Origin of the sequence: Oceanobacillus zhaokaii (assembly GCF_003352005.1) — a bacterium.
Classification (GTDB): domain Bacteria; phylum Bacillota; class Bacilli; order Bacillales; family Amphibacillaceae; genus Oceanobacillus; species Oceanobacillus zhaokaii.
Genome location: NZ_CP024848.1, coordinates 3,840,759 through 3,856,690 on the forward strand (window position 1 = coordinate 3,840,759; position 15,932 = coordinate 3,856,690).

General features: G+C 39.3%; 13 protein-coding genes, 17 tRNA genes, 1 rRNA gene and 1 pseudogene. 5 read left to right on the forward strand and 27 right to left on the reverse strand.

The window, feature by feature from the left end:
- Nucleotides 1-119: 119 nt before the first annotated feature.
- The 18 genes from CUC15_RS18680 to CUC15_RS18765 all read right to left on the reverse strand — a co-directional run bounded on the left by CUC15_RS18680 (nt 120) and on the right by CUC15_RS18765 (nt 3,781).
- A 16S ribosomal RNA gene (locus tag CUC15_RS18680) occupies nt 120-1,684 on the reverse strand.
- 302 nt (nt 1,685-1,986) lie between these two features.
- Nucleotides 1,987-2,060, reverse strand: a tRNA-Ile gene (locus CUC15_RS18685).
- A 15-nt stretch (nt 2,061-2,075) separates the two neighbouring features.
- A tRNA-Gly gene (locus CUC15_RS18690) sits at nt 2,076-2,149 on the reverse strand.
- A 121-nt stretch (nt 2,150-2,270) separates the two neighbouring features.
- A tRNA-Ala gene (locus CUC15_RS18695) sits at nt 2,271-2,343 on the reverse strand.
- A gap of 12 nt (nt 2,344-2,355) precedes the next feature.
- Nucleotides 2,356-2,432 (reverse strand) — tRNA-Pro (locus CUC15_RS18700).
- 6 nt (nt 2,433-2,438) lie between these two features.
- Nucleotides 2,439-2,515, reverse strand: a tRNA-Arg gene (locus tag CUC15_RS18705).
- Between the two features lie 3 nt (nt 2,516-2,518).
- Nucleotides 2,519-2,607 (reverse strand) — tRNA-Leu (locus CUC15_RS18710).
- 103 nt (nt 2,608-2,710) lie between these two features.
- Nucleotides 2,711-2,792: transfer RNA gene (locus tag CUC15_RS18715), tRNA-Leu, on the reverse strand.
- Nucleotides 2,793-2,801: 9 nt separating this feature from the next.
- A tRNA-Lys gene (locus CUC15_RS18720) sits at nt 2,802-2,874 on the reverse strand.
- A 65-nt stretch (nt 2,875-2,939) separates the two neighbouring features.
- A tRNA-His gene (locus tag CUC15_RS18725) sits at nt 2,940-3,012 on the reverse strand.
- Between the two features lie 59 nt (nt 3,013-3,071).
- Nucleotides 3,072-3,147, reverse strand: a tRNA-Phe gene (locus CUC15_RS18730).
- A gap of 13 nt (nt 3,148-3,160) precedes the next feature.
- A tRNA-Ser gene (locus tag CUC15_RS18735) sits at nt 3,161-3,253 on the reverse strand.
- 12 nt (nt 3,254-3,265) lie between these two features.
- Nucleotides 3,266-3,342: transfer RNA gene (locus CUC15_RS18740), tRNA-Asp, on the reverse strand.
- 19 nt (nt 3,343-3,361) lie between these two features.
- A tRNA-Met gene (locus tag CUC15_RS18745) sits at nt 3,362-3,438 on the reverse strand.
- 15 nt (nt 3,439-3,453) lie between these two features.
- Nucleotides 3,454-3,529: transfer RNA gene (locus tag CUC15_RS18750), tRNA-Val, on the reverse strand.
- 4 nt (nt 3,530-3,533) lie between these two features.
- A tRNA-Glu gene (locus CUC15_RS18755) sits at nt 3,534-3,608 on the reverse strand.
- An 8-nt stretch (nt 3,609-3,616) separates the two neighbouring features.
- A tRNA-Asn gene (locus CUC15_RS18760) sits at nt 3,617-3,691 on the reverse strand.
- A 14-nt stretch (nt 3,692-3,705) separates the two neighbouring features.
- Nucleotides 3,706-3,781 (reverse strand) — tRNA-Thr (locus CUC15_RS18765).
- A gap of 573 nt (nt 3,782-4,354) precedes the next feature.
- Here CUC15_RS18765 and safA point away from each other — a divergent pair.
- Together safA and trpB are read left to right on the forward strand one after the other, a co-directional pair.
- On the forward strand, nt 4,355-4,963 hold the full coding sequence (safA, locus tag CUC15_RS18770) for a SafA/ExsA family spore coat assembly protein (RefSeq protein WP_114918123.1): 609 nt from the start codon (nt 4,355-4,357) through the stop codon (nt 4,961-4,963).
- Nucleotides 4,964-5,125: 162 nt separating this feature from the next.
- Nucleotides 5,126-6,298, forward strand: coding sequence for a tryptophan synthase subunit beta (gene trpB / locus CUC15_RS18775; RefSeq protein ID WP_114918124.1), 1,173 nt, complete (start codon nt 5,126-5,128; stop codon nt 6,296-6,298).
- A 40-nt stretch (nt 6,299-6,338) separates the two neighbouring features.
- Here trpB and CUC15_RS18780 read toward each other — a convergent pair whose 3' ends face one another.
- From CUC15_RS18780 to CUC15_RS18790, 3 genes are all read right to left on the reverse strand, one after another.
- The gene (locus CUC15_RS18780; RefSeq protein ID WP_114918125.1) at nt 6,339-6,956 is read right to left on the reverse strand and encodes an NADPH-dependent FMN reductase; all 618 of its coding nucleotides are present in this window, start codon (nt 6,954-6,956) and stop codon (nt 6,339-6,341) included.
- Nucleotides 6,957-7,004: 48 nt separating this feature from the next.
- Nucleotides 7,005-7,565, reverse strand: a complete 561-nt coding sequence (locus tag CUC15_RS18785; RefSeq protein ID WP_114918126.1) for an NADPH-dependent FMN reductase — start codon at nt 7,563-7,565, stop codon at nt 7,005-7,007.
- Between the two features lie 776 nt (nt 7,566-8,341).
- Entirely contained in the window at nt 8,342-9,436 is a 1,095-nt protein-coding gene (locus CUC15_RS18790) for a CotH kinase family protein (protein ID WP_114918127.1), read from the reverse strand.
- A gap of 207 nt (nt 9,437-9,643) precedes the next feature.
- Here CUC15_RS18790 and CUC15_RS20190 point away from each other — a divergent pair, with 207 nt between their 5' ends.
- Nucleotides 9,644-9,805, forward strand: coding sequence for a CotG/ExsB N-terminal domain-containing protein (locus tag CUC15_RS20190; RefSeq protein WP_162800363.1), 162 nt, complete (start codon nt 9,644-9,646; stop codon nt 9,803-9,805).
- A gap of 38 nt (nt 9,806-9,843) precedes the next feature.
- On the opposite strand, the gene CUC15_RS18795 is transcribed toward CUC15_RS20190, so the two are convergent.
- Nucleotides 9,844-10,206 (reverse strand): FAD-dependent oxidoreductase, encoded by a 363-nt coding sequence (locus CUC15_RS18795; RefSeq protein WP_114918128.1) that lies wholly within the window; start codon nt 10,204-10,206, stop codon nt 9,844-9,846.
- Between the two features lie 128 nt (nt 10,207-10,334).
- Nucleotides 10,335-10,688 (reverse strand): MGMT family protein, encoded by a 354-nt coding sequence (locus CUC15_RS18800; protein ID WP_114918129.1) that lies wholly within the window; start codon nt 10,686-10,688, stop codon nt 10,335-10,337.
- A 349-nt stretch (nt 10,689-11,037) separates the two neighbouring features.
- On the opposite strand from CUC15_RS18800, the gene CUC15_RS18805 reads away from it, so the two are divergent.
- Entirely contained in the window at nt 11,038-11,373 is a 336-nt protein-coding gene (locus tag CUC15_RS18805) for a hypothetical protein (protein ID WP_114918130.1), read from the forward strand.
- A 62-nt stretch (nt 11,374-11,435) separates the two neighbouring features.
- Complete coding sequence (locus tag CUC15_RS18810; RefSeq protein WP_114918131.1) at nt 11,436-11,624, forward strand: H-type small acid-soluble spore protein; 189 nt, start codon at nt 11,436-11,438, stop codon at nt 11,622-11,624.
- A 59-nt stretch (nt 11,625-11,683) separates the two neighbouring features.
- On the opposite strand, the pseudogene CUC15_RS18815 reads toward CUC15_RS18810, so the two are convergent.
- The 4 genes and pseudogenes from CUC15_RS18815 to CUC15_RS18830 form a co-directional block, all read right to left on the reverse strand.
- Nucleotides 11,684-11,818, reverse strand: a pseudogene (locus CUC15_RS18815) (DUF819 family protein); the annotation flags it as partial.
- A 127-nt stretch (nt 11,819-11,945) separates the two neighbouring features.
- Nucleotides 11,946-13,112: an alanine racemase gene (alr, locus tag CUC15_RS18820; protein ID WP_114918132.1), complete on the reverse strand. Its 1,167-nt coding sequence runs from the start codon at nt 13,110-13,112 to the stop codon at nt 11,946-11,948.
- Nucleotides 13,113-13,247: 135 nt separating this feature from the next.
- Nucleotides 13,248-14,375, reverse strand: a complete 1,128-nt coding sequence (gene ald, locus CUC15_RS18825; RefSeq protein ID WP_114918133.1) for an alanine dehydrogenase — start codon at nt 14,373-14,375, stop codon at nt 13,248-13,250.
- A gap of 103 nt (nt 14,376-14,478) precedes the next feature.
- The gene (locus CUC15_RS18830; RefSeq protein WP_242985903.1) at nt 14,479-15,741 is read right to left on the reverse strand and encodes a PucR family transcriptional regulator; all 1,263 of its coding nucleotides are present in this window, start codon (nt 15,739-15,741) and stop codon (nt 14,479-14,481) included.
- Between the last annotated feature and the right edge of the window lie 191 nt (nt 15,742-15,932).

Consider the following 15,932-nt stretch of genomic DNA (forward strand, 5'->3'; position numbering starts at 1 on the left):
ACTCTTATTTAGTTTTCAAGGTACAAAGTATAAAATGAGAGATTTGCTCTCTCAAAACTGAACCAAACAACACAGTATGTCCTTACTATCTTAAAGATAGCGTTCCGAATATTCCTTAGAAAGGAGGTGATCCAGCCGCACCTTCCGATACGGCTACCTTGTTACGACTTCACCCCAATCATTGGTCCCACCTTCGGCGGCTGGCTCCATAGAGGTTACCTCACCGACTTCGGGTGTTACCGACTCTCGTGGTGTGACGGGCGGTGTGTACAAGGCCCGGGAACGTATTCACCGCGGCATGCTGATCCGCGATTACTAGCGATTCCGGCTTCATGTAGGCGAGTTGCAGCCTACAATCCGAACTGAGAATGGTTTTATGGGATTTGCTTGACCTCGCGGTTTTGCAGCCCTTTGTTCCATCCATTGTAGCACGTGTGTAGCCCAGGTCATAAGGGGCATGATGATTTGACGTCATCCCCACCTTCCTCCGGTTTGTCACCGGCAGTCACCTTAGAGTGCCCAACTAAATGCTGGCAACTAAGATCAAGGGTTGCGCTCGTTGCGGGACTTAACCCAACATCTCACGACACGAGCTGACGACAACCATGCACCACCTGTCACTTTTGTCCCCGAAGGGAAATCCCTATCTCTAGGGAGGGCAAAAGGATGTCAAGACCTGGTAAGGTTCTTCGCGTTGCTTCGAATTAAACCACATGCTCCACCGCTTGTGCGGGCCCCCGTCAATTCTTTTGAGTTTCAGCCTTGCGGCCGTACTCCCCAGGCGGAGTGCTTAATGCGTTAACTTCAGCACTAAGGGGCGGAAACCCCCTAACACCTAGCACTCATCGTTTACGGCGTGGACTACCAGGGTATCTAATCCTGTTCGCTCCCCACGCTTTCGCTCCTCAGCGTCAGTTACAGACCAGAGAGTCGCCTTCGCCACTGGTGTTCCTCCACATCTCTACGCATTTCACCGCTACACGTGGAATTCCACTCTCCTCTTCTGTACTCAAGTCCTCCAGTTTCCAATGACCGTTCGTGGTTAAGCCACGAGATTTCACATCAGACTTAAAAGACCGCCTGCGAGCGCTTTACGCCCAATAATTCCGGACAACGCTTGCCACCTACGTATTACCGCGGCTGCTGGCACGTAGTTAGCCGTGGCTTTCTGGTTAGGTACCGTCAAGGTATGATCAGTTACTATCATACTTGTTCTTCCCTAACAACAGAGTTTTACGATCCGAAAACCTTCATCACTCACGCGGCGTTGCTCCGTCAGACTTTCGTCCATTGCGGAAGATTCCCTACTGCTGCCTCCCGTAGGAGTCTGGGCCGTGTCTCAGTCCCAGTGTGGCCGATCACCCTCTCAGGTCGGCTACGCATCGTCGCCTTGGTGAGCCATTACCCCACCAACTAGCTAATGCGCCGCGGGCCCATCTGTAAGTGACAGCTTGCGCCGCCTTTCATCTTCTCACCATGAGGTAAAAAGTATTATCCGGTATTAGCTCACGTTTCCGCGAGTTATCCCGATCTTACAGGTAGGTTGCCCACGTGTTACTCACCCGTCCGCCGCTCATTCCACAAGTATCTCCCCGAAGGGGTCAACTTGCTTCCTGCGCTCGACTTGCATGTATTAGGCACGCCGCCAGCGTTCGTCCTGAGCCAAGATCAAACTCTCCAATAAAGTGTTTGAAATGAAATTGACACCAATCAATTCCATATAATGTCTTAGCTTTTAAGAAGTGTTACCTTCTTGTTTTGTTGAAAAGAAAACACGTTTCTCTTCATTGACATACTGGTTGTTTTGTTCAGTTTTCAAAGAGCAAATGTTCGGTTGCTTCAGAAGCAACTCTATTAATATATCATAAATCACTTATTGTTGTCAACAACTTTTTTTCTTGAATATTTCTTGTTGTTTTTTGCGACAACTTTTAAAGTTTATCATCATAGATATAACAAGTCAACACTTTTTTTAAAAAAGTGCGATGGGCCTGAGTGGACTCGAACCACCGACCTCACGCTTATCAGGCGTGCGCTCTAACCAGCTGAGCTACAGGCCCAAATTATAAATCATTTGGAGCGGGTGAAGGGAATCGAACCCTCATCATCAGCTTGGAAGGCTGAGGTTTTACCACTAAACTACACCCGCATAATGTGATACAGATAGATTTTTTAGGTTCAATCCTAGATGGGATGTTATCAAACCTTACTAACTGCTATATCTAATTTTTGATCTATAAAAAATTAAAATAAACAAATCATAGAATAAGTGGAGCCTAGCGGGATCGAACCGCTGACCTCCTGCGTGCAAGGCAGGCGCTCTCCCAGCTGAGCTAAGGCCCCGTTATGAAGAAATGGTCGGGAAGACAGGATTCGAACCTGCGACCCCTTGGTCCCAAACCAAGTGCTCTACCAAGCTGAGCTACTTCCCGGAATAATGGCGCGCCCGAGAGGAGTCGAACCCCTAACCTCTTGATCCGTAGTCAAACGCTCTATCCAATTGAGCTACGGGCGCATATGGTGCCGAGGACCGGAATCGAACCGGTACGGTAGTCACCTACCGCAGGATTTTAAGTCCTGTGCGTCTGCCAGTTCCGCCACCCCGGCAAGGGTTTAAAGCGAAAAACGAAGATTAGAATCCACTACCCTTCTTTAACAAGGCAGAGGTCTACCAAAGAACTCTTTCGCTTAGGCATATTTAAAACTATGATGCGGGTGAAGGGACTTGAACCCCCACGTCCGAAGACACTAGATCCTAAGTCTAGCGCGTCTGCCAATTCCGCCACACCCGCAAATATTGATGAGCCATGAAGGATTCGAACCTTCGACCCTTTGATTAAAAGTCAAATGCTCTACCGACTGAGCTAATGGCTCAAATAAAAAGCAGAATTTCCTTAGTACATATATAACAGCGATTTGATTAGTGCGCCTTATATGAGGGCGACCGGTGGGGATTGAACCCACGAATGCCGGAGCCACAATCCGGTGCGTTAACCACTTCGCCACGACCGCCATATTTTATAATATGGTAGTAATATATACAATTTAGTATTTTATCTATTAAAATATTATGGTGGCGCGGGACGGAATCGAACCGCCGACACAAGGATTTTCAGTCCTTTGCTCTACCGACTGAGCTACCGAGCCATATGAATGTAAATGGAGGAGGTAGAGGGATTCGAACCCCCGCGCGGTTTGACCCGCCTGTCGGTTTTCAAGACCGATCCCTTCAGCCGGACTTGGGTATACCTCCAACATATATAAGTGGCGGTCCGGACGGGACTCGAACCCGCGACCTCCTGCGTGACAGGCAGGCATTCTAACCAACTGAACTACCGGACCACTATTTTAGAAAATAATTTGGTTGCGGGGGCAGGATTTGAACCTACGACCTTTGGGTTATGAGCCCAACGAGCTACCAGACTGCTCCACCCCGCGATGATATTATATTTATGGTGGAGGATGCAGGGCTCGAACCTGCGACCCCCTGCTTGTAAGGCAGGTGCTCTCCCAGCTGAGCTAATCCTCCACTATGGTGACCCGTACGGGATTCGAACCCGTGATACCGCCGTGAAAGGGCGGTGTCTTAACCGCTTGACCAACGGGCCAGTTTTAATGGCTCCACAGGTAGGATTCGAACCTACGACCGATCGGTTAACAGCCGATTGCTCTACCACTGAGCTACTGTGGAAAATAAAAGTAACATGGTGCCGGCCAGAGGACTTGAACCCCCAACCTACTGATTACAAGTCAGTTGCTCTACCAATTGAGCTAGGCCGGCATCAAATACATAACAAATATTTTGTTTATGTAAAGTTTTATGTGTTGATCACAGATTTATATTAAACATCATAAACCTATCATTCGTCAAGTGTTTTTATGAAAAAATTATTTTTATATCAAATCCCCCGAACAATCGACTATAGTTTAGACGTCTATAATTATGTTGAAAAGTTATATAACATAAGGGTTCCATAGTAACTATTCTCCGTAAAGTTGTCTTATATAGAAAGAGATATTTTTTTATTATAAAATAACTAATAGAAACCATAGGCGTATATATTCTCTTTCAATCCTCACTTTAAAACACACTGCTTAATAGACTTCCTAATTAAAACTAAAAAAGAGCAGTACAAACTTTCTTCCTTTTTCACACACTTTTTTTATTAATTCCCCATAAATGTTCGACTAACGTTACATTAACATTACTAAATAAAAGCGCTATCACTCTTGAGATTAGTGTATACCTCCATTATTGTAACCATTCTGTAAAAATCCTTCCATTTTTTTATTAATGCATCTTTCTATGAAACTATTTATTCTTTAATTATTAACTAGTGAAAGGGAGTTTTACATGTTTAAGAAAATTAGTAAATTAACGATGGCAGCTGTCGTATCAATTACAGTATTATTACCTGTCTCGACATTTGCAGCGAGCACATATACTGTTAAAGGTGGAGACACCTTGTGGAAAATTGCAGTGAAAACAGAAACAGGAGTAAGTGAACTAATCAACGCTAATCCACAGCTTAAAAATCCAAACCTCATCTATCCTGGACAACAAATTCAGCTCTCAACAAATGAAGCATACAATATAGAGCAGGAGGTTATAAGACTAGTAAATGTTGAAAGAGCTAATGCTGGTTTACCTGCACTTAAATATGATTGGGAGCTTGCTAGAGTTGCCAATCATAAATCTCAGGATATGCAAGAAAAAAGATACTTTAGTCATACAAGCCCGACATATGGTTCACCATTTACCATGATGCAAAATTATGGCATTAAATACAAATCTGCAGGCGAAAACATCGCTCAAGGACAACGAACTGCAAAAGAGGTAGTGAATGCTTGGATGAATAGTTCAGGTCATAGAGCAAACATCCTTAATAAAAGCTATACACATATCGGTATTGGCTATTTAGAAACTGGTCACTACTGGACACAAATGTTTATCCAAAAATAATATCCTTCATAAAAAGCCGGGAGCACTTGTATAGAAACGAGCGATCCCGGCTTTTTCGATTATTATCTATTAAATATTATATTCTTCCTAATAATTGAATAGTTTGTAAAAAATGTTAAAATAATGAAAAGCATTTAATATTCAGAGGAGCTGAGGATTAAGATGAGTAATGAGCAGAGAATAGCAGAAAAAGGTTATTATGGTGAATTTGGCGGGAGTTATATTCCCGATGGCTTGAAAAAAGTATTAGCAATTATTGCAGAAGAGTTTGAAGTTTCCAAGGATGATCCTACCTTCATAGAAGAATACCATTACTATCTGAAAGAATACGTTGGTAGGGAAAATCCTTTAACATTCGCTGAGAATCTTACACGAAAGATTGGTGGAGCAAAAATTTATTTAAAACGTGAAGATTTAAATCATACGGGTGCACATAAAATCAATAATGTCATCGGTCAAATTCTGTTAGCTAAGCGTCTAGGGGCAAAACGTATTATAGCCGAAACCGGCGCGGGTCAGCATGGCGTTGCAACAGCTACAGCATGCGCAATGTTCAACCTTCCATGTACAATCTATATGGGTAAAGTAGATACAGAGAGACAAGCTTTAAATGTATTTCGGATGGAGCTGCTCGGTGCAGAAGTAGTTGCAGTCGATAAAGGTGAGGGAAGATTAAAGGAAGCGGTTGATGTAGCACTTGAAGATCTCCTAGCAAATTATCCAGACACCTTCTATTTAATCGGATCAGCCGTTGGACCTTATCCTTATCCAGCAATTGTAAAACATTTTCAATCCGTCATTAGTGAAGAATCAAGAAAGCAGATTTTAAAAAAAGAAGGGAAGCTTCCTACCGCTGTAGTTGCTTGTACTGGTGGTGGCAGTAATGCGATTGGTGCATTTGCGAATTATATTGATGATAAGAATGTTCGATTGATTGGCGTAGAACCAGCAGAAGCACCAACATTATCAAAGGGAATCCCTGCCGTACTTCACGGTTATCGCTCCTATACGCTTATCGATGAACACGGAGAACCACTGCCTACCGATTCAATCGCTGCGGGATTAGATTACCCGGGTGTCGGACCAGAGCATAGTCATTTAAAAGCAAGTGGACGCGGCGAATATGTAATGGCAACTGGAAAAGAAGCACTCGAGGCATTCCAAGAATTATCAAAGGTTGAAGGAATTATTCCAGCATTAGAGAGTGCACACGCTGTTGCATATGCATTGAAGCTTGCAAAAGAACTTACAAGTGAAGATATTATTATTGTCAACCTTTCTGGCAGAGGCGATAAAGACGTGGATCAAGTATATACGATGATTAAAGAAAAATAAAAAGCAGGGCTGTCAGGAATATACCTGACAGCCCTATTTATTATGCTCTTAATGATTTAAATGCAGTTCCCCATGATTTAACTTCATCAAGCATTTGATTAATATTTGCTTCATGGTATGCTGCAGGTTTGAATACACTCATGTTTTCGAAATCAGTAATAAGTGAGAATGTAACAGCTGTACGAACGTCGGCAACTTGAAGTTCAGCTAGGATTAGACGTAAGTTTTCATGTGCACGAGTACCACCTAAGCTACCATACCCTACGAATCCTGCTACTTTATTCGCTACTTCTGGTTTCAAGTAATCTGTTGCATTTTTAAGTGCGCCACCTACTGCATGGTTATATTCTGGTGCTACAAAAATGTAACCATCGAATGATGCCATTTTATCTGACCATGCTTTGATGCGATTTTGTGCATCTGCTTGCTCTGATTCTAATAATGCTGCACCCATTAATGGTAATTTATATTCAGCAAGATCAACGATTTCATAATCTACATTATCATTGCGTTTTGTTGCAAAATCATATACATAGTTTGTAACAGCTTCTGCGTTACGACCTTCACGGACACTACCTAAAACAATCCCAATTTTTAAGTTTGACACTTTTTGTTCCTCCTTATTGGACTTACCAAATAATTTATCTAAAAAACCCATTGTTGCACCACCTATATTATTATCGATACTTCATTCCATTAGAAATGATTATCGTACAGTTTTTAATACACGGCTCCAAGCGATAACTTGATCAAGCATACCATTTGCATTTGCTGCATGATAATCAGCAGGTTTGAATACGCTCATGTTTTCGAAATCAGCCATTAATGAAAATGTAGTTGCTGTTTGTACGTCTGCAAGAGATAATTCACCAGCGATTAGACGAAGGTTTTCAATTGCACGTGCGCCACCTAAGCTACCATATCCTACAAAACCAATTGCTTTGTTAGCAACTTCTGGTTTCAAGTAGTCTGTAGCATTTTTAAGTGCCCCACCAACTGCATGATTGTATTCAGGAGCAATTACGATGTAACCATCAAATGATGCATTCTTTTCAGACCATGCTTTGATTGCTGCTTCTGATTCTGCTTGGATTACTTCTGGAATAACAGCTCCCATTAATGGTAATTGGTAATCAGCAAGATTTACTAATTCATATTCTACGTCTGCATCGTTACGTTTTGTAGCGAAATCAAACACCCAATTAGATACCGCATCTGAGTTACGACCTTGACGTACACTTCCGTTAATAATACCTATTTTCAACATAATTATTTCCTCCCCAAAATTAAAAAATATTTATGGTAAATTGGATTAATGAAAACTGCCAAATTATCTTTGCATTGATAATGATTTTTAGCAATGGATTGCTAAATAGGCTCATTTCAGTTATCTATAATTCAATATACCTTAATTTAATATAAATATAGCATGGTTATTTGCTTATTGCAACACATTTAATTCTTTTTTATTATAAAGTTACTTTAAGTAATGCACAAGTATAATGTACTCAATTCTAACCTTTTTAAAAAATAAGCTCAAAATACTATTGATAAATTAAAGAATCGTCCCCAAAAAAGATTCTAAGATAAGACTATTTTTTTTTAAGATCAGGACTGTATTTACACTACTCACGAAAAACATGTTGTTAGTTCCAGAAAAACGACCGTAACTAGTAGCCTGATTTAAACCGCTATATATGTAGTAATGTTGATTTCCGCTGCGGGCAACGAAGATCAACAGCCAAATGTGAGGGAAAATACTTTCTTTTCCTCTCACAGGACTCGGAACAACCGAATTTAGTTTTTTATAGTCCCCCTTGGTCAAGGGGGAATTTATTTATTTATTTATTTCCTAACTGAAAAGAAAATTTTCTTTCCGTTGGGTGCATGGTTGGGACCCTCGGTATTTAACACTTTACATAATCGCTCCGTAGCTCTATGCTTTCGCTTAAATTTGGAATGGACAAACTGCTAATATCATTGACCTATTTTTCTAAATGAGCTCATTTTTTTGGCGATAAAAACGTACGCCATCTTCTAAAACTAGTTGAATCCAAGCTCTTTCAGCTCACTCTTTAGATAGTTGTTCCTATCCGTTATAAATTTACAAATGAATTCCGGTTCCCTATCAAATTGGTCGATATAATCTTTTTTATAGGGATCTTTTAAAACAAATGGGCGGAGAGTGGTATGCAATTCCTGTATTCTAGGTTCTAAAAAATCGACTGTAAATTGGTGGTTAAGGATTTGAAGGATGTTTGTATAATATAAATTCCTAAATGAAGGAACATCGAGCATTCTTGCTGATAAAGTATTAAAACCATCTATTCGAACATAATCATATTCCATAATCTCCCCATGAACATCTCTCCCCCAAGTTCCATCATAATCCCATGGGAGAATCTCAAATAACCCCGCTTCCCCATTCCTGCATAAGGCATAGTTCTGAACAAATCCATCATAATTTTGAGTACAAACCGCACCGGCGAGCCAAAGCAAATACTTTTCAACATCAATGTAATTTCCTATCTCCTGTTCAAATTCTTCTCTTAAGAGTGTATTTGCTTTAAAAATAAATTCCTGTAAAATCAAACATTCATCGTCCAATCCATATTTTATTTCATATCCCATTTCTAATGATCTCTTAGGACCGTTATCATATTCACTAATTAATGAAAAATTAGCATCTCCATCAACTGCATAGAAAATCGAATGTACCGGAATATTCCTCTTTTGGAAAAAGTACTCATCAACAGATTCTAATTGTAGATAAACACCTTCTTTTTTCCCATTTAAAACGAGAAATACATGGTCAGCAGAGGGGGTCATGACACCGATACTAGAGAAAAAATCAAAGGAAAGCTTGTTTCTTATGAATGAATGATCTTTATATTCTGCATTTAAATGCAGCTCTTTTGCCCCATTCCATGTTCTAGGTTTGTAAAAATGAATATGATACGACTTCTTCTCAAACTCTCGGACATAATATCCTCGAAACCTAACATCAATGTCATGTTTTTTTCCATGAATGTTTATTTTTCCCGTAATAGATTTATTGGACCAAACATTCTTCTTTAAATCGATAAGACTTTTTGGATTAATAAATAAGTTATAAATAGGAATATTTTCGTTTACCAAAATGCATCTCCCCTAACCGAGTCGTTATTTAATCGTATGACGGACATTTGTAGGGTGACAGTCCTATTTCTTGCATTTTCATAAAATCGACCATTGTCCATGTCAAAACCTGCATAAATCCCGTATGCTATTAGCAGGAAAACGTCTAATCCTTAAAAGGGATAAATTTGTAGTTTTTCACTATGAGGTATTGAGGAGGATTTGATTTTGAAAGGCTACAGTGAAGAAGATATCCGCCGTGCAGTTGAAGAAGTAATCGCTGCAGGAATGGAAAATTTTCTATACCAAGAGCCATTTTCTACAAAATGCTCAAGGCAGTCTAATAGAAATGTTTCAGGAAAGCATAATAAGAATCTAGATAATAAATAGTAAAAAGCTCTGCTAACGCAGAGCTTTTTACTATTCTATCAAAACAAATGCTTTTTATTATAGGAAATAACTACTTTCCCATCGCGATTCGTTATGGACTCGACACGACTATCAAATTCAAATTGGATCTTTTTCTTTTCGAGAACTTTCTGTACTTCCTCCGCGATTTCACGATCTTCTCTAGGTAAAAACGTTTCTGAGCCATCAATTACTTTGATCTCTGAACCAAAATTGGCATAAATCGAAGCAAATTCCAAACCAATATAGCCCCCACCAACGATTTCGAGCTGTTCGGTAAGCTCCTTCAATTGTTGCAAGGTCGTTGAAGTATAGACAAAGTCGGTATCATTAATCCCGTCAATAGGTGAAATAATAGGGGGTGATCCTATATTAATATTCAATTATCTCAGCCTTAATCCTACCATCCTACGCCTACGATTCCCCCCGAGTAGTATATGAAAAATAAGGTACTTCTTTCGGGCTTGAATTGATTCATTCCCCCTGAGACCCCAACCTTTTTATAAAAAAATCAGTCCTTGTTTGAGTATTGGTCAAATTCATTTTCATCCGTCTGAATATCATAGTGAAATTGATACTTTTCTAAATTGACATAACCAGACAAACTAATCTCTACCCCTTCTAAATCCAGTAGCCATTTCTGTTCCATCCTCTCTTCATCATCCTTGATGACAATTTGTCCTTTCGCATTGATGACACGATGCCAAGGTAAGTGATGTTTTTTACTCATAGAATGTAGAATTCGTACAACCTGCCTCGCTGCTCGTGGACTTCGAGCTGCTTTTGCTACTTGTCCATAAGTCATGACTTTCCCCGCTGGTATTTGCTTTAATATGTGAATTACTCTTCTTGTAAATGGCGTCATTATCTTCTACCTCTTCATTAGGATTATTTATTTGCTTCCATGGAGTCAAATTTTCTTGAGTACATTCTAATCTTTTTTATGTAAAGTACATCATTGGTACCTGAATTTAACGATTATTCTTCTACGGCCATTGAAAATAGAACATTTGAATCACAGGCATTCGTATATTTTCTACAAAGGTGATACTCCAGTCTATTCACTGTTTTAATCGTAGCATATTTTAAAGTATAACGTGAAAAGGAGGGATGCTAAATGTCAACCTTTAGAAGCAATCGACGCAGTGATCGCAGAAGAAGTGATATTTTCATTGACGCTGATAGAGTTTTTGTAGAAGAAGACCGCCGTCGCAGTGATCGTAGACGTAGTGATCATAGACGCAGTGATTGTAGACGCAGTGATCGTAGACGCACTGATCGCAGACGCACTGATCGTAGACGCACTGATCGTAGACGCACTGATCGTAGACGCACTGATTGTAGACGCAGTGATCGTAGACGCAGAAGATTCTTTGATGTGGATGATGTCTTTATCCGCGCAGATGAAGTTATTTTTGAAGACGATCGTAGACGACGTTGCCGTAGACATAGGGACAACTGGTAAAACCTCCGTATTAGCTTGTAGAGAATATGCTTCTCTGCAAGCTTTTTCATTACTGAGACCTGCTATAGAAAAAATGGGTACATAATCCTCGTATCGTTCTATCTTTCATACACAAACTAGAATATGCCATAGGAAAAGGAGGACAGTATGGATAAGCAGCGTGCACAAGAAATTGTCGAATCAATTGCGATGATTAACGTTAATTATCATGGAATCCCCGTTTTTATCAAAGCCGTACAGGATGGAAACGAAACAGCAACCATCTTTCCACTTGATTCAATGAATCACGAGCAAATTGTCGACTTAGAAGGTCTTGAGGAAAACCAGCTATTTTAGAGAATAAAATTAGGTTGCCCAATTTCAGTAGGGCAACCTAAAAAGAAGAGTCATTGTTGTTACATGAAACCTGCAAACCAGTATCCGAGTATTGTACCAACGTAGTTTCCAATAATATACCCGAAAGTTCCTACGATTAATATTGGACCAATTAGATCCTTCCAACCTTTCGCAATAGCTAATGCTGCAGCGGTTCCTTTCTCTTAAGTTTAGAAAACCAGGGTTTTACCAGGCTTTAGTTGTACTTTTATAATGAAACTTTTTCCTATCTGCCTAAGAAAGAAGACTGATTTTATTTCATCAGTCTTCTTTATCAATATTTCAATATTTTAGTAAACCCTGTTCCTTGATTACCTTTCCATTATGAATATAGACCCTTGGTACCCGCTTACCAATCAAGCATGCCGTTTCATAGTGAATAGTATTCATTTGTTCTGCCACTTCTGCTAATGAAATATATCCTTCACTTGGTTCACCGAAAATTGTAATAATATCCTCTTGATGAAATTGATCAAATGCAGTTACATCAATCATCGTTTGGTCCATGCACACACGACCAACGATCGGTGCTTTCTCTCCTCTAATTGTCACAGCTCCCTTACTAGATAACGCCCTTGAGAGTCCATCTGCATAGCCGATTGGCATCGTTGCAATGATTGCTTCCTCCTGAGGGGTGAAGGTGCATCCGTAACTTATTGGCTGACCTGCCGCAACATTTTTTATAAAGATTGCTTTCGTTTTTAAGCTCATCGCTTGTTTTAATGAAATCTTTTCCAGCAAATGCTCACTAGGATACAGGCCATATAGACTTATACCAACCCTAACCATATCAAGATGCATCTCCGGAAAAGCAATGGTTGCTGCACTATTGCAGCAATGCTTGATCGGGATTTCAATTCCTTGCTCCTCCAGATAAGAAACAATCTCAATAAACGTTGAAAATTGTTGCTCTGTATAGGTGGAATCTATGCTGTCCGCATCTGCAAAGTGAGTAAATATACCTTCTAAACATACATATTCTGAAGCTATTGAATCAACTAAAGCATGCGCATCTTCCTTATTGTTAATTCCAATCCGATTCATGCCACTATCAATCTTTACATGGACTTGAACCACCTGCTTCCTCTCTTCGGCGACTGCTATTATTTTCTCAACGACCTCCGAAGTAAATACAGTTAAAGTAATATTATGCTTAATGGCATCCTCTACAGCGGATGATTTTGTATAGCCAAGAACTAAAATTGGTGACGTAAGTCCTGCTTGGCGAAGTTGAATTGCTTCGTCAAGAAAGGCAACTGCTAAATAGTCAGCACCGGCTTCTTCCGCAATTTCAGCAACCTCTACTGCACCATGGCCGTACCCATCCGCTTTTACGACTGCCATTAGTTTCACATCGTTATGAATATAGTTCTTAAATGTTTTCACGTTATCTTGAATATTGTCTAATGATATTTCAGCCCATGTGTCACGATAACTTCCTTGGTTCATCTTTTTTCCTCCAACTATTCTGTTAAGAAAACTTAGTTGCACTTATGTAGTAAGAAATATTTTATACTTTCTTAACTACTTAAGAAAATAAATACCCTTCCATTTTAAATGAGAAGGGTATTTTTAGTCTACTTATTAGTGATTAGGTGTAGCCAATACATCTTCAACAGATACATATTCATACCCGAGGTCTTCTGCTACTACCTTTAATGTAATCTTACCATCTAACACATTAACTCCAGCTTTTATTGGTTCACTTGATTTAATCGCTTCTTCTACACCCTTTTTCGCGATTTGTACAGCATATGGAACGGTAACATTCGTTAAACCAATCGTTGCCGTACGTGGTACAGCGCCTGGAATATTAGCAACAGCATAATGTAATATACCGTGTTTTTCATAAATTGGATCATCGTGTGTCGTTGGATGGTCGACCGTTTCAAAGTTACCACCTTGGTCGATTGCAACGTCAACAATAACAGATCCTGGCTGCATCGATTTAACCATCTCTTCTGTTACAAGTTTAGGAGCTTTCCTACCCGGAATTAAAACAGATCCAATAACTAAATCTGATTCCTTCACAGCATTCGCAATATTTAATGGATTAGACATTAATGTTTGAACTCTATCGCCAAAGATATCATCTAATTCTCGTAAACGTGCAGGGTTCAAGTCAATGATGTTCACATTAGCACCTAGTCCAACAGCAATCTTAGCTGCATTGGCCCCAACTACGCCACCACCAATAATGGTAACTGTTCCACGTCCAACACCAGGAATGCCACTTAATACAACGCCTTTGCCTCCTTGGGATTTCTCCAAGTAATGTGCACCCTTTTGAACAGACATCCGACCAGCAACCTCACTCATCGGTGTAAGAAGTGGTAATGTACGGCCTACTGTTACTGTTTCATATGCAATCGCTGTAACTTCATGCTCGACTAACGCCTTCGCAAGTTCTGGTTCATTAGCTAGGTGAAGATAAGTAAATAGGATTAATCCTTTACGGAAATATTGATATTCAGACTCAAGTGGTTCTTTTACTTTCATTATCATGTCTGCTTCTGCCCAAACATCTGAAGCGCTTTCAATTATTCTTGCGCCTGAATTCGTGTACTCGTCGTCAGTGAAGCTGCTTCCTAGTCCCGCACCTTTTTCAATAATTACCTCTTGACCAGCACTGACAAGATTGACAACTCCAGCCGGTGTCATTGCTACACGATTTTCATTATTCTTTATTTCTCTTGGTACCCCTATAATCATTCTTAACATCTCCTCAATGTTTAATATACTTCCATTGTAGCGCCAGTTTATTTACTTTAGTTTATCAAAAAAACTAAAATATAGTCAAAAGATTTGTATAAAACTACAAACTCTTTTTCTTTAGCTTTTCCAATTGCAAATCAAGATATAAACACACTTTTTGATTTGTGTCTTTTAGGTCAATGCCGGTAATATCGATAATCCGCTTTATCCGATAGTTTAATGTATTCGTGTGAACGTGGATAGAACTTGCTGCTTCACGCACATTACTGTCAAATTCCAAATAAACCTTAAGTGTTTCTAATAATTCTGTATTATTCTGTTGATCATAATGCTTTAACTTTTCAATCGATCGATTTTGGTAATTTTCTCGAGTCTGCTTTTTTTGAAGTTCATCTATAAACTGATAAATGCCTAACTCTTGATAACTAGAAATTAATTGTAATTCCTTTGGAAACTTATCCTTGAGTGTTAACACCTTTAACGCTTGATGGTAGCTATCTTTAATATATTCTGGATTCATATAAATCGCTCCACTAGAACCTCTTACATTGGCAGTTGGCAATCGTAAACGCAACTTTTGGATGAAGTGCTTCAGAAACTGATTTAGAATCATTGTTGAATCATTATTGTCATTAAGTCTTATTAGTAATATCAGTTGGTTTTGGTCAATTAACCGGCAAACTACGTGAATCCGATGTAAGGTTTCTAATAAATAATTGATATGCTTTTCAACTGTTTCACTTATTTCTAAATCAAATTCAAGTACTGTAATAGCTTGTCTTCCATAAAGTTCGATGCCATACTCTTTAGCTTGCTCAACTATTACTTCCTTCTCATTAAGTTGACCCGTCAAAAGTCGCCAAAAGAACTCCTGATGATTTTCCTCTTCTTTTACCTTCTTTATACGCTTCTGAAGCAGCTGGTTCTTAACAATTTGCGCAGACTTTTTTAGAATATATAACTTTTCTTCATCAAGAAAACTATCACTAGTATGTGCCCAAATAAATCCTAGTATTTTATTATTTTTTCGTATAGAGACCGCAACTCGATTACCAAGACCGACCTCTTTTATCGCAGGAACAATAACTGGTTCGTCGCTTTCGAATAGTTCGGTCATCACGCCACTCTTCCAAAGACTGTTAATAATATTATCTGGTACTTTCCTACTCATAATAGTAGCAATTCTAACCTCATCGATGTCTTGTTTATGCTTGCTGTAGGATATAATGCCATGTTTAGAATCTTCAATTGTAATAGGACATTCAAGCGCCTCACCAATTCGTTCTGCTAAAAGATCTGGGGAATCAAAAGTATCTTTGAACATCTCAGAAATAACTTCATTACGGAGTTGTGAATGAATCAATGGTGTTTCCCCCTTCCTAGTTAAATTATAGCATATTCATCGAATCAAATATATTTTGAGTTGTGCAATTTGACAAACTATATAAACTATTTTTTGCTTTTTTAACAAATTACCGCCTTGCAATATTCTGATAGAATTATAGAAAGGGGGAGGCATCTATCGGACGCATAAATGTAAGCGTTTTATAAAAA